Below are 18790 nucleotides of genomic sequence, written 5' to 3' on the forward strand. Positions count from 1 at the left end.
GGAGGCCCAGCCCATACGCTGTCCGTGCGGCCAGTGCGAGTGCGCTCGAGTTGGTTGAAGCCGCTGTGCTGTGTTGGACAGCGGCACTCAGGTGGTTTGGGCGGTGCGCCGCCGGATGAAGAAGCCGGCAATGGCTCCCGCGGCGACGATCGCCCCCAGGCCGCCCAGGGCCCAAGGCATCATGCCGCTGCCGCCGTGGTCCCCGGCAGCAGTCTGCTCCTTCTCGCCATGCGCCGCAGTTCCAGGCTTGGGTGCCGCGGAGGCCGAGGAGTTGCTTCCAGCGGGGTTCGGCAGGGGGAAGACGTTGGCAGGCCCAGGATCCCCTTCGTGGTCCAGGAGAACCATCCGGGGGCGCACGATCCCGTAGCCGAGGTACTCGCTGGGCACCTTGCCGTCCTGCGGCTTACCAGCGGTCTCGATCAGTGCGCGCAGCACCTGGTCGCCTGTCCAGTCCGGGTGCGCGGACCAGACGAGGGCGGCGGACGCGGAGGCGATAGCCGTAGCTTGGCTTGTACCCCAACTGGAACACAGTCCGGTGCTATTGGGGCAGTGCATGGGAATGTCGTCCCCTGGCGCCGCGAGGGCCACCTGCGGACCGTGGGTTGACCACTTCGTGACGGTGAGGTTCTTGTCCACGGCGCCGACGGCCACCACGCCGTACATGGAGGCGGGCGCGGTGAGCAGGTTGGCCTTGTCGCCGTCGTTCCCTGTAGCCGCGAACATCAACACGCCTTTTGAGTTCGCGTAGTTGACTGCCGAGCGCATATCTGGGCTCTCACCTTTGAGGATGCTCCCGAATGACATGTTGATGATGCGAGCCCCGTGATCCACGGCGTATCGAATATATTTGGAGATCACCTCTCCGCCGAAGTAATACTTGAGGGGGAGGATTTTTGCCCGTGGAGCGAGACCTTGAATGCCGCCGTCGGCGCCCGTTCCCGCGATCAAGGCCGCCATCTCCGTGCCGTGACTGTCGTCGCTCCCCGCAGGCGCCTTGCCCTTGTTCAGATCCGCGCTGGGCAGCAACTGGCCCCGCAGTTCCGGCCTTGACCCGTCGATCTCGCCGTCTATGACGGCAACCGTCACCCCTTGCCCTTGGCTTACCTTCCACATGCTGTCGGCTTGCATGCGGTCCAGGTACCACTGATGCGAGCGAGCATCATCAGCAAACGTCCCTGATGCGGCGGCAGTTGATGCGAGCGTGAAGCTGCCGAGGGCTGCAAGCAACGACGCCAAGCGATAGGCCGCCTTCGCTGTCGACGTTCGCATGGCGCCGTTGCCTCCCACCAGTCCCCAGCTTCCTTTTGGCCTACTCAATGACACGTGGCACGACGCCCTGTCGGCTCGCCTTCCACGTCTCTTCGTCTTTTTCGAGATAGTTCGGGCGAGCGTGGGTGGTGCGTCGGGCGCCGCCTGTTGACCCTACGCCAGTCGACGGAAGGACCCCGTTGCCTGGGTCTTGCCTCACCAGGCCGGAACCGCCAGGGGTGAACTCCCGTGCGGCCGGGTCTAGCTCATGTGCCTCACCCACAACTCCGCCTCTTTCGGAAGCAAGGCGCCGACCAGGACTCGTGGGAGCGCCTGGCGCTCGCCCACCTACGTTCGCTACCCCGCCGGTGCCCATCGGCCCACGGAACATTGAACCGGTAGGAGACGGCTCGCCTTCTCCGCCGATGACGGTCCCCCGAGGAAGCCGGGGTGAGGACATGGAAGCCCCGTTACGACTGGGAATGCCACCGACGATCCCATCGCCGCCTGCTTCGCTCGGCAAGCCGCCACGCGTCGGGAGACGGTAACCGCCGAATCCACCGACGCCCTTGGGTACCTCGACAGCCCTCTCTGGAATTCGTGGAGTTACGTCGCCAGGGCCGGTTCCGGGGATGGTAGCCACGGGAGGAATGCCGATACTCCTCGGCGGGGCGACCGACGGTTCCACCGGTGCATTGCTGCCATGCGGGGTCAGAGGCGGCGTCGTGGGAGCATGGGTCACCGAGTCAATCGTCGTATGCGAACCGACATCGCCTTGCGGCTCGCGCTGATGAACGTCCTCTGCCGTGGCCGTCGAGCCATTGCCTGGTGTCATCGCGTGTTCGGGAGCGCTACTGCTGTCCCCGTGGGATACCGCTGGCTCGTACGTTTCACCGCGTGGTGTGATACCGCTGGTCGTCGCGTCGGGCGATCCGTAAGGGCGGAATCCTCCGCCGTGTTGGTCCGACGGCAGCAAGGGGGCTGGCATCGGCTGAAAGCGCGGCTCCTCCTGCTGCGCGATCGTCTCCGTAGACGTCACGTAGTAGGAGGTCAGCTTGTTCATCTGGTTGATGGCCTCTTGGTGGTCCGACTCGCTCGCCTTGCCACCGCCATTCGACAGCGACCACATGGTCCCGGTCACCTCGGCGAGCGCCTGACCAGCCGCGAGGATGTGGTCGCCCGCCGTACCGGTGTAGTTGGCCAATGTGAAGCTCTGCTTGGACAGTTGGTCGACCCACAGGTGAAAGGCATCGGCGCCATCACTCTCCCACTCAACCCCTTGCCCATACGTCTTGAGGTCGTTGGCGATGGACTCAATCTGCTTCTGCGCGGCCAAGAGCGCATGCCCAGTGCTGGTGAGTTCGCTGGGCATGGCGTTGGCCACCATGGCATGCAAGTCCTCGAAGGACTTGCCCTCGAAATCGGTCTTACTGCGATAGCACGCGGTGACATTCATCTGGCCGGCGGTGATGCCGTCGTCGCCTTGCCCCATCTGCTCTCCCCGGTGCCTAAATGCTGCCCGGCGCGGCGGTCTTACCCTGTCCTTCGGCCGACTGCGGTGTCGACGAAGTGGTCGACCGCGTACCCGATCCGCTCGACTTCGGCGCCTGGTAGAACTTCTCGGTGCTCTGCTGGATCGCGATCAGCCGCTCCATCTGCTCCTGATCAGCGCCGCTGTAGCCGTCCTTGGCCATCTGAACTGCGATGCCGAGCGCTTCTATCTGCTCCCCGAACGTCTTCGACAGAGCGACGAGCCGACCGTGGACCTTGTCGTACAGGCCCGCCAGATCGCCTGCCTCAGCGAAACCTTCGCCGTACGACGAGTGCTCGATCCCCTGAGCGCCGACATTGGTATGCGACGCCTGGGACTTCTCCAAGTCGCTGAGCATCTTGTCGACGCGGCCCTTGAACACCGCAAGCGACTCGGCCTTGACCGCGAGCCCCTTCGCATCGCTGCTGGGCGCAACCACGGTGCCCTCCCCCAATCACCACCACCCCTAACACCTGGCACCACTCTATCGACCCCCTCTGACACCGCCCAACCAAGTTCGCGGCGGAGCAGCCCTCCAAAGCGCGGGCCGCGTCGCGCCAGCTCCGGCCCGACGTGGCATGTCCTGATGCCCTTGACAGCCTTCCTGCCCTCGCGTCCGACTGGCCCGAATACTCCGGTTCCGGTGCAGGTCAGGCTTTCACCTGATGGCCCGCTAATTCGCAACACGACCCGGTGTCCGACTGACAGTACGTTGCGTCCTGGTAGTGTTGACAACATGTCCGAGAGAGGAGGACGGTTGATGTCTGATGATTCCGTGCTGAGTGCTCGCCAGCGGGCGCTGCTGATCTCAACCGCCATGCTCAAGGACGCACCGGTAGAGGAGGCCACCAGAATCGCCAGCACCCTGGTCAACTCCCTACGGCAGCGCGAGTCCGCAGACCGGGTGGAGGCAGCGGCCTGGCTGGCTGAGTTCAGTGATCAACTTCTGCTTGCCGCTGTGGCGGCTGAGCGTTCTGACGGGGCGTCTTGGAGCACCATCGGCAAGGCTCTCGGAGTCACCCGTTCTGCAGCTCACGGGCGTTTCGCAGACGCCGTGGGTCGGCACATTAGGGCCGGGCAGGATGGTAGCGACTCGCCAGAGGAGCCCACGTCTGCCGAGCTGTTCGATCGCGTCCGCCTCTTGTGGGCGGAGGTCGGAGCGAAGGCAGCCGAGGAGTCGCGTGTGGCAGCGCTTCAGTCACTCACAGTCGGCGATCTGTCCATCGACACTGACTACGAGAACGAGAAGCCAGGCAAGTTGCTTCTCCACGGTCCGCCTGGCACGGGCAAGACGCAAGCTCTTGAAGCGGCCATTGAGGCGTTGCGTTCCGAGAGCCCAGGCAGTCATGTCGTCGTCGTTCAGACAGGGCGTCGAAGCGCTTTGGCGAATTTGGGCCGGGTGCTCCGCCAGGCGGGCGAGCCCGAGGAAGCGGAGCGGGGGGAAGACCTCGTTGGCCACACTGCGGATGGTCACCAACTCAGTATTTTGCGGCTTCAGCACGAAGCAGCAGTCCGTGGCGGCCTGGCTGAGTCCGGTTGTGACCTGGATGCCGACCTGGTTGTGACTGATCTGCCACCGCTGGACGAAGCGGTCCAGCGCCCAGGACGATCCGGTCGCCAGGTTGAGGAGCGCCTGTTGGAGCTTGAAGCCCAAATCAAGGTGATCTTGGAGCGGCTGCCTGAACGGCCATCTGCCGATTCGGAAGAGGGAGCACCCGATCCAGCCGCTCGATCTTGAACAAAGACCAAAGTGCCACCCCGCCGGCAAGAGTTAGTGGCGCCAGGTCGCAGAACCGTCCTCATGGAAAGGATGAGGTCCGTTGGTCCAGTATCTCGTGCCTTCGCACAGTCGGTCACCGCGCCCAGCTGGTGATCCCTCCTGGTCGGGACCCCGGGAGGCACGGTGACCACGGAGTCAACGCGCACCCAACAGATCCACCCAGCTGCCTACGGCGCACTGGTCGAGGCCCTCGCCAGCATCTACTGGTACAAGAAGGACCTGGCCAAGTTCATCCGACACCGGGTGACCGACTTCCCCGAGCTGCTGGTCGGCCTCGACTTCGACGGGTACAAACGGACCGTTGCCGACGAGTTCGTGGACCGGCTCATGGAGGGCGACAGCCGTTACCGCGAGCTGGCACTCGACCTCATGGTCGAGATCTCGGAGATGGACAGCTTCCCGGGTCTCAAACGCAACCCAGATTCGAACCGCCTGATCGGGCTCGCGCGTGAGGCGGTCGCCGACCTCAAGAAGTGGACCGAGCAGTACCGCGGAGCACTCCAGGAACGGCAGGCAGTCGAGCGCGCCACCGCGGACTACCGTGCCCGGACTGCCGCCCGGCAAAGCTTTTCCGGAGAGCTGGAGAGACTCAAGGAACGCTTCCTCGAAGTCGGGTCGATGCCCAATCGCCAGGAGGCCGGCCGGCTGTTCGAGATCTTCCTCAATGAGCTGTTCCAGCTGTTCGATCTTGATCCCCGGCTGTCCTACAAACTGGCGACCGAGCAGATCGACGGGTCGCTGTCGTTCGACACAGACGACTACATCATCGAGGCGAAGTGGCATAAGGGCGCCATGGAGCGAGAAGCGCTGGACATCTTCGACCAGAAGGTCAAGCGCAAGGGCCGCAACGCGCTCGGCCTCTACATCGCGGTCAACGGCTTCACCGCTGGCGCGCTGCGTGAGTACAACCGCTGCACCTCGTTCATCACCTTGGACGGTGGCGACCTGTTCTGTGTGCTCGACGGGCGGATTCACCTGGACGAATTGTTGAAGCGGAAGAAGCGCCACGCGAACGAGACAGGCAACTGCTACTTCCCGGTGCATCAAGTGATCGAGTAGCTCAGAGCCTCGGGTGGGGCCAGATGCTCTGGCCCCACCCCCTTCGGCCCATGCTCCTCGACGTCAGCGGTGGAAGGGAGATCAGACGCAAGGGCTACGGGAGTCCCCTGCGCGGCTCGAACGGTTCTGCACAGCCCAGTCAGCATCTACCGCTCGTTACAGCAGGTAGCTGCCAGCCAAGGTGCCATCAAACCCCTGCGCGGCGATGGCGTCGTTGAGGCTTGGGTAGAGGACCTGATCTGGCGTGTTGATGAGGGCCTCGAAGTCGGCACGGGTGATCTCCGGCTCCGCCCACTGATTACCGCAGCGGCACTGGATCCAGACGGTGCGGCCCTCGTTGATCAGTAGCCAGTCGCGTCTGGCGCTGCAGGCCGAGCAGAAGGCCGGAATACCGCGGAGCGCGAGTTCCTGCCAGTGTCTCAGGCAGCGGATCGCTACCGGTCCGGTCGGCGCCTCGGGCTGGAACTCCAACTGCAGCAGCGGACCGCTGCATGCCGTGGGCTGGGTGGTAACCGGCTGTGTGGCGCGGTCGGTCGTTTCGAGCACGGGTATCTCCCAGTAGTGGCCTTGAGTTTTATCCGTAATAGCAGGTGAGGCTGGTGTCCAGCGGCCTTCTGCTGAGCCAGCAGGCCGTCGCTGGCCTGCTAGTTCGTGCCAATCAGCGGCGCGCTGGGCGGCTGCGGAAATCGGGTGCTGCCGACCGCGGTTCAGGCATTGCCGGTTGAGTGGTGCGGCAGCTCGCCGAATTGGTGCCTGTCTCGGTCCTGGGTCGTCGACTGACGGGTTGCGGGTGCGCGGGAAGGTTGGCGAGGCGACGTAGGCGCCAGACCAGGACATCGTTAGCGCTCTCGGCGGTGTCCAACTCCCGCATGGCGATGGCCTGCTGGAGCAGAGTCTCGGGGTCGTGACCGGCTTCTTCGACTTGGGCGAGGGTAGCGGCCAGCGCATCGTTCTTGGCGTGCCCGGACTCGTCTTCAACGCTCGAAGTGCGGTGGTGGAGGGCGGCCGAGATGGTGGCCTCGTGGCGGCGCCGCTCGACTTCCGGCAGGGCCCGACCTTGGTCGCGCAGGGTCTGCATGGGTGTGGTGGCGGCTTGGCGGTAGGCGGCGCGCAGGTGTCCGGCGGCCTGGCGGGCGGCTTCGGCCTGCTGGGCATGGTGGCGGGCGGAGTGCCAGCGGGCCGCCGCGACGGTGACCAGGACGAGAGTGGACAGCAGCATCGCCGTGGCTCCGCCGTCTTCGCCGCGGCCGAGCGCACTGCCCGCCTGGATGATGCCGCGAGCTGCCGAGCGCAGGGCGCGGGCATCGGCGCGCTGGGCGCGGGTATGGGAGCGGGTGGCGCGTTCGAATGCCTGGGTCGCTGCTCGCAGTTCCTGGCGCGTGGCTGCTGGGGAGGTCTGGGCGAGCGCGTCGAGTAGTTCGCCGACGCCGACGAGCTGGCTGGCGGCCTCGTCGCCGTCGGTGGTCAGGCTGGTGGCGGCGTGCTCGGCGACGTCGGTCGCGTGTCGACGGCCCTTGGCAGGCGCTGACCACCGTGTCGATGGAGCGACGGACGCGATGGATGACGCCGTCTCGGTGGAAACTGCACGCTCCGCAGTGATGCGTTTGCGGATCTTCGGCAAGGACAGGTCCGGGGCGAGAGTCGAGCCCGCGAACCAGACTGGTTCGCGGTCGCGGTTGCGATCACCGGGCAGGGCGACCTTGTAGCCGAGGACGTCGCCGGAGGGAGCATGCCGCAGTTGGACGCGGACGCCGGCGTCGCGCAGGCGTGTGAAGAACTCCTCCTCCGTTGCGGCTCCGGCCAGCGCCTGGCGCACGTTCTCGCGCAGCGTCTCACGCGGGGTCTGGGGGCGGCCGAGGCGTTCGGCCTTGAACCGTTCCGCACTGGTGGGGGCCTTGGCTGCTGTGCCGTCGCCGGGTTTGAGCTGACGCAGCCCCATCTCCCTCTCCATCAGACGGCATTCCGCTTGGGCCTTCTTCTTGTCGTAGTTCAATCGAGGGCGTCGCAGGTCGCCCCGGACCATGATGGCGACGATGTGGATGTGGTCGTCGGCGTGGCGTACGGCGACCCAGCGGCAGCCGTCCGGATCGCCCTCGGGTGCGAGGCCGACGGCCTGGACTAGGCGCCGGGCGGCGGTGTGCCACTCGGCGTCGGTGAGCAGGCGGTCGTCGGGTGCGGTGCGTACCGAGCAGTGCCAGACGTGTTCCGTCGGGGCCTTGGGTCCGGCCTGCTTTACCCGTAGGTCCAGCGCGGCAGCGAGGCGGGCGAGGGTGGCTTCGGGATCGCGACCAGGGTCGGGAGCGAAGCCGTCCCAGGAGCCGACGAGGTGGGGGTCGATGTGCTCGTCGCGCTTGCCGGGACCGTACAGGTAGGCGAGCAAGCCATGGGTGCGCGAGCCGCGACGGATCTTCGGGACCATCAGGTGCGCTTCTTCACCAAGGCGTCAGCCGCATCGTCTATGCGGGCCAGCACGCGGCCCAACGCGGTCAGTGCATAGGCGAGTTCACCGGGGCGGTGCTGGCCTCCGGCGTTGTAGATGTAAGCGATCTGGTTGACATTGTTGCCGACTCGGGCGATCTGGGCGCGCAGGGCGGCCAACTCGTCGATGGCGGCGTCGAGCTGGGCGTTGTTGTCCACCGTGGTAGCACCGCGGGCGGCAGCGAGGCCAGCGGCGGCCATGTACCCGGAGGGGTACATCTTCGCGTGCTGGGCGGCGGCGACGATCTCCGCTTTCTCTTGTGATGACAGTCGGACGGCGATGACGTCTTCGCGGTGACGCGGCTGGTAGGCACGGCGGCGTGGCTGACGATCGGGGAAGGCGGGAGTGCGCGCGGACGAAGCATCGACGTCGGGCTCGGACTGCGTAGGCGCTTCTCCCTCGACTGGCTCCCCCTGGTGCTGGTCGCTCTGCCGGTGTTCGGGCGCCCTCGGCCGAACTCCGGCAGAGCCGCGCTCGTCCCCCTGGGCGAGGGCATCCGCCTTGGATAGCCCGTTGGGATATCCAAGGCGACAACTTGCTCCGCCAGGCGCCCCGAGAGGTTCACGCTCCGGTTGAGGGGTGGTACCCGCCGTGCCCGTGGCGATCAATGACCCAACTCCATGGCCTGCTGCTTGACTTCCCGCAGAACCTCTGCGATCCAGTCCATGGCCAGGACCGGGTGGTGCAGCGTCCAGGGGCGGCTGTGATGGTGTCGTTGCACGATCCGGGTGTCTTCTGCACCTGGTTGGGCGTGGTGCAGATGGCCGCGTTGGTGCAGGACAGTGAGCCAGGTATCTACTTCAGCCCAGGTGGCAGGGGTCGTACGCATGGTAGGACGCTCCGTTTCGGGATTTGGTGGCGGAGAAGTTGGAGCCGGGGAGGGCGACCGGTCAGCTATGTCGGTTCCGTCGCCCTCCCGGGGCACGGGTCAGGTCCGGCACTCGTGGGGCTGCTCTTCGGCCCGACCGCGGTTGCGTTGTCCGTTCGTCTCGCGGAGGCGGACCATCAGGGCGGTCAGCCGGTCGTTGGACAACGGGATCTCCTGACCGCGGATGGCATCGGCGACGACCTTGCGGGTCAGCTTGTCCTGGGCCATGACCGCTTCGCGGGCTATCTCCAGCAGCCTCTCGGTGTCCGGGTCAACCTTGCGGTCACCGGTTGTCCGGCTGTCCGGGTCGGTAACCGGCCGAGCAGTCTCCGGCGTCCGGTCAGTGACCGGGTGACCGTGTTTCGGGCGGTCGTCCGTTGGCCGGCTGACCGGTGGGGCTGTGACCGACCTGCGGTTGTCCGGTCGGTCAGTGTCCGTTGCTGCGGTCTCCGGGTGACCGCGCAGGTCAGCGCCGCCGAGCGCCGGGTCAGCGGGGTGGGATCGGTCAGGCTCGGTGTCCGGCGTGGTGCTGTCCGCAGGCGTGCTGTCCTCGGTCGCCATGGGACCGTCCGCGTCCTGGGTGACGGCGGTGAGGGCGGGCCGATCGCTGTCCTGTCCGAGGGGTGGGGTCAGGGCACTGATCGGTTGTCCGGGCGTGACCTGACCGGAGGCTGGCTTCTGTCCGGGGCGGTCCGGCCGAGTGACCGGGATCCGTTCGGTCTGTCCGCGGTGACCGAGGTGTCGCCGGTGACCGTCCCCTGCTGGTCCTCGGGCGATGAGGATGTAGAGGTGAACAGCTCCGGCCAGGGCCAGCGGAGCGAGGGTGGACAGGATGGCGACGACCGTGTCCCCGAGCCGTAGGCCGCCGGATCGGGTTGCCAGTTCGTTGAGCCGGACGGCGTGCAGGGCGTTGGCCCAGATGCTGGCGGTGGTGGCGGTGCCGAACAGGGTCCAGACGTATGCGCGGGCGCCCAACGGTGCGGTGCGCAGGACGAGCAGGGCGCGTACGCCGTAGGCGATGAAGCCGTCGATCACGAGGGGGAACAGGTAGGTCAGGAAGCCTCGGACGTGGATGGCGACGGCCATCTGCTGCAGCGCGTCGTACGACAAGGCGCATCCGGCGGCGCCGAGCAGGATGATGACGGCACGGTCCCAGCCGGTGATGTGCGCTGTCGTCGGTGTGGTGGCGAGGTTCACGCGGCTGTCCCGAAGTCATCGCGGCTCAAGGTGAGTTCGGTGCAGGGCTTGGGTGACTTACCGGTGCCGGCGGATTGTTGGGCATTGCGGTTGCGCAGCGCGCGGCGGGTCTGGCGGTAGAGCTTCTGCGCGTGCTCTTCGGTGATCTTCAGTAGCCAGGCGAGGCGTTGGGGGCTGATGCCGTGGCGGTATGCGGCGCGGGCGACGGCACGGCGTTCGGCCTTGGTGAGGTGGATGTCTCGTCCGGCGAGGGCCGCGTTGACGCGGGAGTAGTCGAGGCGGGAGGGGAGGTTGTCGTGCAGGGGGCTGCGCTCCTCCTCGGTCAGGCCGCCTCGGATGCCATGGGTGTCGCCGTGTTCCAGGGCGGCGTCCAGGCAGATCCGGCTGACTGGGCACTGGGCGCACAGGCGCTTGGCCGCATGGATCTTGTCCATCTCGTCGGGCTCGGGGAAGAAGAGGTCTGGATCGACCGGGTTGTGTCCAGCGGACTGGCAGGCGGCCTTTTCGTGCCAGGTGTGGTCTCCGAGGGAGCGGTGGCGAGCAGGGTTGATCGTCGTGGTCATGCGGGATTGCTCCGATTCACTCTCCGCGCGCAAGGTCGGCGTCGGCGGAGGGAGGGGTGCGCTGGGTCTATGGGGCATCGGGTGGCGCGATGGCGCGGCCCGGCGTCGAGCCGCAGGTCAGGCGGCGCTGTGCCGTCTGCGGTCGACGGTGTCGAATTCGACCCGGGTGGTCATCTGCGCTAGCCGGGAGGTGACGCGGTCGCCAAGGTTGGCGCGGAGGTCGCTGATCGGGAGGTTGGTGGTGATCAGCGTCGGTAGGCAGTGGTTGTACCGGCGGTTGATCAACCGGTAGGTGATCTCCTCGGTCCACTCGCTGGTCTTGGCTGCACCGAGGTCGTCGAGAATCAGGAGCGGACACCGCGCGACGGCCGCCAGTTGCAGTTCGGTGTCCACCCCGGCGCGAGGACGCAGGTCTGCGTAGAGGTCGGCGGCGGTGGTCGACCGCCAGCGCACGCCGATACCGGCCTGGACCAGGGCGCGGATGGCGCCGTACGCCTGGTGCGTCTTGCCTGCGCCGACGACCCCGGCCATCAGCAGCGACGGCCCGGTGGTCACTTGGCGGCGCGCACCGATGCTGGGGGCGACGGCCTGCCGCGCGACCTCTTGTACCCAGGCCAAGACCGTCGGGTGGTCGGCCACCGCGTCTCGATAGCGCGGCGGCAACCCGGCCGACAGGGCTTCCAGCGGCGTGTACGTCTTCGGTTCGTCACCGGCGGCAGACGCGGTGCCGGGGTCGATGTTGCGGGCTGTCAGGATCCGGGTCACCCGGTCGACAGCTCCGCCGAGAGGCTGCGGGTCACGGGTGCGCATCACAACTCCTCGGCGTAGGCGGCGGCACCGTCGACCGGGTTGGTCCACGCGGTGTGAGCGGGCACGTTAGGTCGGATTCCCGGCCGCGCCAAACCGCCAGCGTTCATGGCCTCGTTGACCAGGCTGGCGAGCACGCTGGGGTGCATCGGCTTGACCCGGAAGCGCTCCAGCCCCGCCCGGATATGCCTCGGATCGATGCCCTCGCCGAGCATCTTGTTGATCTCGCGTCCCAGGTGTCCGAGGACGTTGCCGGGTGGGCGATTCGAGCAGGCGGCGACGTATTCGCCGATCAGATGCCGGGCGGTGGGCGTCGGTGCGGGGGCGCTTGCGTCCCCCGTAGGGATAGATCCCTGATCCAAGGTCCTAGGTCCAAGATCCGTGCACTGAGGGCTCATGGAGGGCTCAGTGAGTCCTCCATGAGGGTTCACTGAGCCCTCAGTGAACCCCTGCTGAGCTGGGGATTTCTCATTCCCTTGCACACGGCTGGAGTCTTCACTGCGGTGTTCGTGAGTCTTCAGTGAGGGCTCAGTGAGTCCTCCGTGAGACTTCACCGAGGGCTCGCGGTGGTCCGATGGGGTGCCGCCCTCGTGCACAGGGCAGGCGGAGCAGCGTGACCCGCTCGGGCGGTTGATCTTCTGGTGCCGGTGCCAGGAGACGATGTGCAGGTAGCTCTTCCCGTCGTCACCGGTGTAACGGCAGATCAGCCCCGCGTCGGCGAGTTGGTTGAGGTCGTCTTCGACGTCAACCGGCGTGTGCTCGGGGCGTAGTGGCCACAGCAGGCCCCGGATGATCGCGGCGTGGTCGCGGTGGCGGCCGTGGTCGTCGGCCTGGGTCAGCAGGCCGAAGAACGTCCGCTCGGCGGTGAGGGACACCTGGGCGAGGGACTCAGACGTGAACGCTTCCGGCTTGATGGTGCGAATCCTCGCCATCGGTTACCGCCTCCGGTCGACGACGGTCAGGGCCGCGCTGGCGAGCCGGGCGCTGGCGCGGTGGAACTCGTGGACTTCGCCCCACGGCGCCGCGTTCGGGTGGGCCCGCATGTTCCAGCGGGCAGCGGTGTTGGCCTGGGTCCGGGTCGGCGGCACCAGACCCCCGGCCGTGTCGTGGGCGTGCGGGTGGGGCCAGGTCCGACTCGGGTTCTGGAAGTGGACCCGGATGGTGGCGGCTCCGGGGATCACGTCGGCCAGGAGAGCCGCGAGACGGCGCTGGCTCTTGCTGATCCCAGATATGGCCGGAGTTCCGCTCCAGGTTTCGGACATGCGATACTTCCTCGTTTGTAGGAGGGCGGAGCGGCCGTCTCGTCGAAAAGTTCAGCCGCGTCGCCTGGTTGTGAATCCGCACCCTCCGGGGTGCTGGCCGGCGTCCGGGAGCTGGTAACTCTCGGACGCCGGTCCACGCGCAACTGCGCTGATCGCCTCACGGCGGGATGTACGTCATCAAGCCTCTTTCCACAGCTATCGGCCCGGCCGGTGCGGCCTTGTGGAGCGACCGGAACCATACGAGCACCTCGGCCACACGTCCACGGCGATACCGCCCACCCGACCAGGTTCGATGCCCAAACCTACGGTACGTTGGTTTGGGCGTTCAAGCGGGGGGTACAGTTTTCCTCATCGCCTATCCCCGCAGGTCGAGCAGCATCAGGAGTACACGCAATGCCCGCACGCCACTTCGACGGCAAGCGAGTGCGGGCAGCGCGGCGGGCCCTCGACCTCACGCAGGACGATGTGGGCGCGGCTCTCGACGTATCGCGGGGCACCATCGCTGGCTATGAGGCCAATCGCTCCTTCCCTGACGGGTACAAGCTCCCTGGCTACGCCCGGGTCTTGCAGCGCCCCCTGGACGAGCTGTTCCCCCGGGACGGTGAGCCTGATCTGGCCGATCTGCGGTGCGATGCGGGCTATCCCCAGTACAAAACCAGCGAGATCATCGGAACGCGCAGCGCCACTCCGGTGCAGAACGCGGAGCGAGGCGTTGCCCGTCTGGACGACCGCTTCATGGGGCCTTTGGCCGCCGCATACGGGGTGACCGTCAACGAGTTGCTGGCGGCGCAGGAGCGCTCGTTCGGCATCTCCACCCCGCCACCGTCCGCTGCGCAATGCAGCGCGCAGGCGCTGGTCCCGCGCACGGTGACCGAGAAGATCAACTACCTGCTGCAGAATGCCTACTTCGGCCAGACCCCTCCGACCGATGCGGAGATCGCGCAGGCCATCAATGAGGCTGGCACGACCGTCGCCACGGCGGACGACGTCCGCGCGCTGCGCACCGGCACCGAAACATTCGCTTCCCCGGCGATGCGCGCCAGCCTGGCCCGGGCCTTCCAGGTCGAGCCCGCCTTCTTCGAGGACGGAGCGGAGGTGAACCCCGCGGCGAGGGAGGTGCTGGAGGGCATCCGCTTCCTAGGATCGATCCACCAAGGACAGATCCTCGCCCTGGCAGCCCGCGGCAGCAACACCGGCCTGTCGGCCGGGATGATCGCCAAGATCAACGAGCTCGTTGCCGAACTCCAGGACAAGCTTCCCGACGCGCCGGGCAGCGCCTGACGCTGGCGCATTGCGGGCTCTGGCCACGGCGCTTTTTACAGCAGCAGTACTTTTGCGGTGACCGCTCCCAGGGGCGTGCTGGCCGCGGTCTGCACGACCGCGTGGTGGGTCAGGGCGACGCGGCTCCAGCAGACCGCCACGACCAGGAGTTAGCCCACCAGCTACGTAGCTGGTGGCGGCGATGCCCGCGCGCAGCGCGGCGAACAGGCCCCACCCGGCTCCGTCCAAGGCCCCGGTCGTCGCACCGAGTCGGTGGGTCCGGCCACCAGGGCGTTGCGGGTGGGTCTAGACCTCGGTCAGGGGCACCCCAAGCAGGTCCTCAAGCTGCGAAATCGTCTGCTTGGGCTCCTTCGCGTGGACCGTCGCGAAGCCGAGATCGACTGCTGCCGGAAGGTAGCTTTCGGTGTCGTCGACGAAGACGCATTGCTCTGCGGGCAGCCCCAGGTGCTGCAGCGCGATCTGGAAGATCTCCGGGTCGGGCTTGCGCATCCGGTGGTGCTCGGAGATCACCACGGCGTCATAGAGCGTGTCGAGGTCGTGTCCGTCGTAGAGGTTCCAGGGGGCGAGCCCGACGGAGTTGGACAGGATGCCCACCTTGATCCCTGCTCGTCGTGCTGCGGCAGCCGCGTTGATCATCAGTGGCTCAGGACGAAGATCTCCGAATATTCGCCCCATCAGGTTCTCAGGAGCGACTCCGAGGCTCAGCGCTGCCGCCTCATTCCACTCTGTCTGGCTGATCGCACCGCGCTCCAGCAAGTGGGTGCGACGGGTGCCTTCCTCGTCGAGGTACAGCGCGGTGATGCACGCGCCTTCGGCCAGTCCCTCGCGCTTCTCGAACGCGAGCACGGCGGGCAGCAGTGGCGTGGTGAGCACCCCGCCGAAGTCGAGGACGAGGCCAGTGCGGTGGGACATGTGGGAACTCCAGCTGTGATGAGGGCTCGTGGTGTCGAATCAGGTGCTCGGCCAGGTCGAGCAGGCCGTGCAGCAGCGCCGAACTATGTCGGCATCAGCGAGGCGAGGGCATCAGCCAGGCGCTCGGCAGCGCATCGCGTTACCGCGGCAAATATCTCTGCGCGGGGGCCGGATCACCGGCGGATCAGGGACTGAATGATGCGTGCGCTGGGCCGCGGGACGCGATTGCGGTCGAATAGGCCGAATGGCACGCCGTACCCGTTGAGCCACTCATAGTTGTCCACACCGGTCCAGAAATGGACGCCGGTGATGCCCATGCCGCGGGCGACGGCGTCGCGGACCTGATCGAGGGCGGCTTGCAGGTAGGCGGCCCGTACGGTGTCGTCGTCGCCGCCATAACCGATCTCAGCGACGAGGAACCGCTTGCCCGGCAGCTCGGTGTCCAGTCTGGTGAGGACCTCGCCGAGGCCCGGTGCCCAAGACGCATAGCCCTGCGGCCCCACACGTTCCCCCGCTGGGTAGGGCAGGAGGTCTCCCGAGGAGTTGACCGCCGCAGTGAAGTAGTAGCTGAAGCCGTATCGGTCGAACGCGCCTTCGTATCTAGGCGTCCGAGCCATGTTCAGCCACGATCCCCACACGACGGCATCAACGAGGGCGGTGGCTGCTGCGGCGTCGTCGCTGTCGTCGACCGGGTGCAGCTGTAGCAGGGCCTCGTTGGTGGAGGTGGGCTTGCCGCCTTGGCGGAGCCGCAGCGCGGCTTCGAAGTCGGCCTGGTGGATGGCTTGCAGGGCGGTGAGGAATTCTTCCTGCGAGGTGTGACCGGGAGGGAAGGTACCGGCCAGGTATGCCTTTTGGGCGTAAGCGGTGGGGTTGTTCACCGGCATCCACCCGTCGGCGAGGTCGCCGAAGGTCTCTGCGATGAAGTCGACGTGCCGCAGCCACGTGTCGCTTGCCGTAGGGGAGAGGAATCCGCCCTCGGCCGCGAACCACGCGGGCAGAGCGGTGTGCAGGAGGCAGACCCACATGGTCAGGCCCGCATCGCGCCCGGCGAGGAGGACCTGTCGATAGTGCTCGATCGCCTGGCGGTCGTGCTGTCCCGGCTGCGGCTCGATCCGTGCCCAGTCCAAAGACACCCGGTAGTCGCTGAAACCCCAGTCGGCCAGCAGCGAAAAGTCCGAGGCATAGAGCCTGTCGAAGCCGTTGCCGTCGCCGCTGCGGGGCGCTTTCCCGGCCTGCTCCCAGCCCCACCAGTTATCCGCTGGTGTCGCTCCCTGGCTTTGGGTGGCGGAGCTGGCGGTGCCCCAGGAGAAGCCGGCGGGAAAGCCGCTGGGGCCGGGGACGGACGTGGTCATGGCAGTGCTCTCCTGATCGGTGCTGGCTGGTTGGGAGTCGGGAGACGGAGCGACGCGTCGCGCGAGTACGGGCGTCATGGCCGCGCTCCTGTCAACGAACGACCGCCGAGTGGGTGTGCACCGCGCAGAGACGAAGTGTGTGTCACTGATGCACTCCGTGGCTGCGCGCCCACCAGCCGACTTCGCGGCGGCGAGCTGAGCGCGGCGCACCTCACCAGGAGGTAGTGCTCCCGGCGATGAGGAGTCTGCCATCCCGGTGGTCCGGTTCCGATCGTGGGCCTATCGAGTGGACTCATGCCACTAGCCCTTCCTCGGCTTCCTCGAGCAGCCGCTGAGCTTGGGCAGTGGCGATCTCGCAGTACACCTTGCGTACCCGCACCAGCCAGGCTGCTTCACCGTCGGTGTCGACGAACGGCTTGGTCTGCATGGGGGAAGGTTGCTGACTTGGTCGTCTGTTGGCGACAGCCTGCAACGCGGCCTTGATCCAGTATGCCTCTGCCGCTGGCTGGGGGTCGGGGTGTTCGAGGTGTGACGCAACCGCTTCCTCCGCTGCGAACAGCAGCTTGGCCGGGGCGAAGTGGCGCAGTTTGTCGAAGGCGTCTGCGATGTCCGCGGTCCATCGGTCCAAGCGCACGTCGGTGGATCCGTGTGAGCGGGTGAGCTCGCGAAGGCGGGATCCGGGCGGGTACAGGCTGGTGCCAGGGAAGGCTTCCATCAGGTCCCGCCAGAGTGGGTAAAGCAGGTACAAGGTGCGCCACGTCCTCCAGCGAGCGGCGACCGCGCTGGTGGCGGGGATGCTGGCGCCCACCGCGACGAGCAGGAACAAGACATTCATCCACATAGCCGTGGCTCTGACGACGTCCTGCTCGACGACCGGGTTCAACGGGATGGCCACCGCCACCCAGATAAGGGCGATACGGGCCGCCGTGTAGACCAAGCCCATCCACATCGAGATGGCCATCAGCCCCAACCCGATGCGCATGCTGGAGGTCTCGGCCCGCCGGGCCGCGCTCGACCATTGGTAGCCGCAGACCGCAGTGGTGATGAGCGGAAAGAAGTAGAACACGCTCATATAGATCGCAGCGCCCCACTGGCCGGCGTGGTCGGTAACGAAGTCGGCGCTCGGCGTCTTGCGATCCACCACGGTGAAGAACAAGACGGTCAGCACGATCACGCCCACCACACCGGCCTTGTACGCGACGTGGGCGATCCAGCGGGAAACGGCGACGTGCCGGGGCACCACGCGCGCCGAGGTCTTGCCGTAGCTGGTGGCGACGTAGGTCAAGGCCGCCAGGATGGCCGCGGTACTGGCGAAGTGTTTGAGCAGGGCATCGAGATCGACGACCGGGACGCGACCCACGGCGCGCATCACCACAGGTGTGCTGAGCCACAAGGCCGCGGCGAATCCTGCGTAACCGCCCCACAGCGCCCGGCGGTGGGCGTCGCCGTACCGAACAGCCGGAACGCGCCACACGGCTACGACGGTCATCACAGCTGCGGCGAGGTAGTCGAAGAAAGCAAGCACGTAACCGGTGCTCCTTAAGGGCGTTACGCCTTGCCGCAACGTAGCGGGGCAACGGGGTGAGACAGCGAGGACTCCAGGAGGCTGACCATGTCGTCGCCAACGATCGGCTGCCGACGGGCGAACCGTTTAATCAAAGAAGCCGACAACTCCGCCTGCTGTTCCTCGGGGCTGTCGTAGTTGACTCGCCCCTGGACCAAGGCGGTGGGAAAACGGCGCAGCACTCCCTGCCGGATGTGGTCGGGCACGTACCGCTCGATCTCGGCTCGCGTAAGCGTGGTTCCGTGGTCCAACCACTCGTGGGCAAGCTCGTGGAGGATGACATGTTCGGTCTGGTTACGGCTCGCCCGCCGCCGGTAGAGCACAAAGGTGGCATCGGGCCCCTTGACCCGAAGTCCGCACGCCGCGCCCAGTTCCGCATCGCGTTCGTCCAGAGACGCGAGCCGAATCTGGCGGCCCAGCGCGCGCTCCATGTTGTGCACCAGCGCCTCGACGCTGAAGGGAACGGGCAGAGGGAGGTCCGCGAGTAGTTTCTCGCATTCCTTCAGAAGAGCGCGGCGTGAGGGATCGCTGCGCCACCGCATGATCGCTCCTTCTCGAGTGACACATTCGACAGGGGCCAGCCATCGGCGCGACTCCCCCTGCGCCATAGCGGGGCACCCTGCCGGTTTCAGAACTGGACTGGTTGAGCAGCGACACTACGCGACAGACCGGAGCCCCTGATTCCGGACCTGATCGCCCGCACCACAAGTTCAACCATCAATCATTCCCGTGATCAAGGTTCCTACCAGCGCATTCTCTGCCCTTGACTGGCGTCGCGACCGATCCGGCCGCGCTAGTGCATGCCTACTGCATGAGGTGCGCTTGAGCGACTCGTTATCGAAGCGCAATAGAGCCTTTGGGCGCATTCGATCTTGAAAGCGACGTCA

At 66.7% G+C, this 18790-nt stretch carries 20 protein-coding genes; 4 read left to right on the plus strand and 16 right to left on the minus strand.

Features of this window, described 5'->3' with window-relative positions; genetic code table 11:
• Positions 1-87: 87 nt before the first annotated feature.
• The 3 genes from P2L57_RS01060 to P2L57_RS01070 are packed head-to-tail and all read right to left on the minus strand — an operon-like array spanning position 88 to position 3218.
• On the minus strand, positions 88-1287 hold the full coding sequence (locus P2L57_RS01060) for a S8 family serine peptidase (protein ID WP_275806625.1): 1200 nt from the start codon (positions 1285-1287) through the stop codon (positions 88-90).
• Positions 1288-1309: 22 nt separating this feature from the next.
• Entirely contained in the window at positions 1310-2740 is a 1431-nt protein-coding gene (locus tag P2L57_RS01065; RefSeq protein ID WP_275806628.1) for a hypothetical protein, read from the minus strand.
• A gap of 16 nt (positions 2741-2756) precedes the next feature.
• Entirely contained in the window at positions 2757-3218 is a 462-nt protein-coding gene (locus P2L57_RS01070) for a DUF2563 family protein (protein WP_275806631.1), read from the minus strand.
• Positions 3219-3539: 321 nt separating this feature from the next.
• Between P2L57_RS01070 and P2L57_RS01075 the strand changes: the two genes are divergently transcribed.
• The gene (locus P2L57_RS01075) at positions 3540-4517 is read left to right on the plus strand and encodes a DEAD/DEAH box helicase family protein (RefSeq protein WP_275806634.1); all 978 of its coding nucleotides are present in this window, start codon (positions 3540-3542) and stop codon (positions 4515-4517) included.
• A 165-nt stretch (positions 4518-4682) separates the two neighbouring features.
• The gene (locus P2L57_RS01080; RefSeq protein WP_275806636.1) at positions 4683-5618 is read left to right on the plus strand and encodes a restriction endonuclease; all 936 of its coding nucleotides are present in this window, start codon (positions 4683-4685) and stop codon (positions 5616-5618) included.
• 156 nt (positions 5619-5774) lie between these two features.
• On the opposite strand, the gene P2L57_RS01085 is transcribed toward P2L57_RS01080, so the two are convergent.
• The 3 genes from P2L57_RS01085 to P2L57_RS01095 all read right to left on the minus strand — a co-directional run bounded on the left by P2L57_RS01085 (position 5775) and on the right by P2L57_RS01095 (position 8378).
• Positions 5775-6164 carry a hypothetical protein gene (locus P2L57_RS01085; RefSeq protein WP_275806639.1) on the minus strand — a complete coding sequence of 130 codons (390 nt, stop codon included), beginning with the start codon at positions 6162-6164 and terminating at the stop codon, positions 5775-5777.
• 112 nt (positions 6165-6276) lie between these two features.
• Positions 6277-8037: a relaxase/mobilization nuclease domain-containing protein gene (locus tag P2L57_RS01090; RefSeq protein ID WP_275806642.1), complete on the minus strand. Its 1761-nt coding sequence runs from the start codon at positions 8035-8037 to the stop codon at positions 6277-6279.
• Positions 8037-8378 (minus strand): plasmid mobilization protein, encoded by a 342-nt coding sequence (locus tag P2L57_RS01095; protein ID WP_372515582.1) that lies wholly within the window; start codon positions 8376-8378, stop codon positions 8037-8039. Before P2L57_RS01095 ends, P2L57_RS01090 begins: the two co-directional genes overlap by 1 nt.
• Positions 8379-8390: 12 nt before the next feature.
• Here P2L57_RS01095 and P2L57_RS01100 point away from each other — a divergent pair, with 12 nt between their 5' ends.
• Positions 8391-8606, plus strand: a complete 216-nt coding sequence (locus P2L57_RS01100) for a hypothetical protein (RefSeq protein WP_275806647.1) — start codon at positions 8391-8393, stop codon at positions 8604-8606.
• A 95-nt stretch (positions 8607-8701) separates the two neighbouring features.
• Here the strand turns inward: P2L57_RS01100 and P2L57_RS01105 are convergent, their stop codons facing one another.
• The 6 genes from P2L57_RS01105 to P2L57_RS01130 all read right to left on the minus strand — a co-directional run bounded on the left by P2L57_RS01105 (position 8702) and on the right by P2L57_RS01130 (position 12794).
• On the minus strand, positions 8702-8926 hold the full coding sequence (locus P2L57_RS01105) for a hypothetical protein (protein WP_275806651.1): 225 nt from the start codon (positions 8924-8926) through the stop codon (positions 8702-8704).
• 99 nt (positions 8927-9025) lie between these two features.
• Positions 9026-10162 (minus strand): DUF2637 domain-containing protein, encoded by a 1137-nt coding sequence (locus tag P2L57_RS01110; protein ID WP_275806654.1) that lies wholly within the window; start codon positions 10160-10162, stop codon positions 9026-9028.
• Positions 10159-10725, minus strand: coding sequence for a WhiB family transcriptional regulator (locus P2L57_RS01115; protein WP_275806657.1), 567 nt, complete (start codon positions 10723-10725; stop codon positions 10159-10161). Before P2L57_RS01115 ends, P2L57_RS01110 begins: the two co-directional genes overlap by 4 nt.
• 117 nt (positions 10726-10842) lie before the next feature.
• Positions 10843-11535, minus strand: coding sequence for an ATP-binding protein (locus tag P2L57_RS01120; RefSeq protein ID WP_275806660.1), 693 nt, complete (start codon positions 11533-11535; stop codon positions 10843-10845).
• Complete coding sequence (locus P2L57_RS01125; RefSeq protein ID WP_275806662.1) at positions 11535-12464, minus strand: hypothetical protein; 930 nt, start codon at positions 12462-12464, stop codon at positions 11535-11537. Before P2L57_RS01125 ends, P2L57_RS01120 begins: the two co-directional genes overlap by 1 nt.
• A 3-nt stretch (positions 12465-12467) precedes the next feature.
• A complete protein-coding gene (locus tag P2L57_RS01130; protein WP_275806665.1) occupies positions 12468-12794 on the minus strand; it encodes a transcriptional regulator in 327 nt (108 codons plus the stop codon).
• A 393-nt stretch (positions 12795-13187) separates the two neighbouring features.
• Here P2L57_RS01130 and P2L57_RS01135 point away from each other — a divergent pair, with 393 nt between their 5' ends.
• A complete protein-coding gene (locus P2L57_RS01135) occupies positions 13188-14075 on the plus strand; it encodes a helix-turn-helix domain-containing protein (RefSeq protein ID WP_275806668.1) in 888 nt (295 codons plus the stop codon).
• A gap of 285 nt (positions 14076-14360) precedes the next feature.
• On the opposite strand, the gene P2L57_RS01140 is transcribed toward P2L57_RS01135, so the two are convergent.
• The 4 genes from P2L57_RS01140 to P2L57_RS01155 form a co-directional block, all read right to left on the minus strand.
• The gene (locus P2L57_RS01140; protein WP_275806671.1) at positions 14361-14987 is read right to left on the minus strand and encodes an HAD-IA family hydrolase; all 627 of its coding nucleotides are present in this window, start codon (positions 14985-14987) and stop codon (positions 14361-14363) included.
• Between the two features lie 173 nt (positions 14988-15160).
• A complete protein-coding gene (locus P2L57_RS01145; RefSeq protein WP_275806674.1) occupies positions 15161-16339 on the minus strand; it encodes a family 1 glycosylhydrolase in 1179 nt (392 codons plus the stop codon).
• 292 nt (positions 16340-16631) lie between these two features.
• Complete coding sequence (locus P2L57_RS01150; RefSeq protein ID WP_275806677.1) at positions 16632-17864, minus strand: MAB_1171c family putative transporter; 1233 nt, start codon at positions 17862-17864, stop codon at positions 16632-16634.
• A 23-nt stretch (positions 17865-17887) separates the two neighbouring features.
• On the minus strand, positions 17888-18445 hold the full coding sequence (locus P2L57_RS01155; protein ID WP_275806679.1) for a hypothetical protein: 558 nt from the start codon (positions 18443-18445) through the stop codon (positions 17888-17890).
• Positions 18446-18790: the final 345 nt, after the last annotated feature.

It is taken from the genome of Streptantibioticus ferralitis (assembly GCF_029223525.1).
Lineage (GTDB): Bacteria > Actinomycetota > Actinomycetes > Streptomycetales > Streptomycetaceae > Streptantibioticus_A > Streptantibioticus_A ferralitis.

Coding starts and splice junctions, on each gene's coding strand:
- P2L57_RS01065 (WP_275806628.1), bottom strand. CDS start 2,740: ATGGGGCAAGGCGACGACGGCATCACCGCCGGCCAGATGAATGTCACC.
- P2L57_RS01075 (WP_275806634.1), top strand. CDS start 3,540: ATGTCTGATGATTCCGTGCTGAGTGCTCGCCAGCGGGCGCTGCTGATC.
- P2L57_RS01090 (WP_275806642.1), bottom strand. CDS start 8,037: ATGGTCCCGAAGATCCGTCGCGGCTCGCGCACCCATGGCTTGCTCGCC.
- P2L57_RS01105 (WP_275806651.1), bottom strand. CDS start 8,926: ATGCGTACGACCCCTGCCACCTGGGCTGAAGTAGATACCTGGCTCACT.
- P2L57_RS01115 (WP_275806657.1), bottom strand. CDS start 10,725: ATGACCACGACGATCAACCCTGCTCGCCACCGCTCCCTCGGAGACCAC.
- P2L57_RS01120 (WP_275806660.1), bottom strand. CDS start 11,535: ATGCGCACCCGTGACCCGCAGCCTCTCGGCGGAGCTGTCGACCGGGTG.
- P2L57_RS01125 (WP_275806662.1), bottom strand. CDS start 12,464: ATGGCGAGGATTCGCACCATCAAGCCGGAAGCGTTCACGTCTGAGTCC.
- P2L57_RS01130 (WP_275806665.1), bottom strand. CDS start 12,794: ATGTCCGAAACCTGGAGCGGAACTCCGGCCATATCTGGGATCAGCAAG.
- P2L57_RS01135 (WP_275806668.1), top strand. CDS start 13,188: ATGCCCGCACGCCACTTCGACGGCAAGCGAGTGCGGGCAGCGCGGCGG.
- P2L57_RS01140 (WP_275806671.1), bottom strand. CDS start 14,987: ATGTCCCACCGCACTGGCCTCGTCCTCGACTTCGGCGGGGTGCTCACC.
- P2L57_RS01145 (WP_275806674.1), bottom strand. CDS start 16,339: ATGACCACGTCCGTCCCCGGCCCCAGCGGCTTTCCCGCCGGCTTCTCC.
- P2L57_RS01155 (WP_275806679.1), bottom strand. CDS start 18,445: ATGCGGTGGCGCAGCGATCCCTCACGCCGCGCTCTTCTGAAGGAATGC.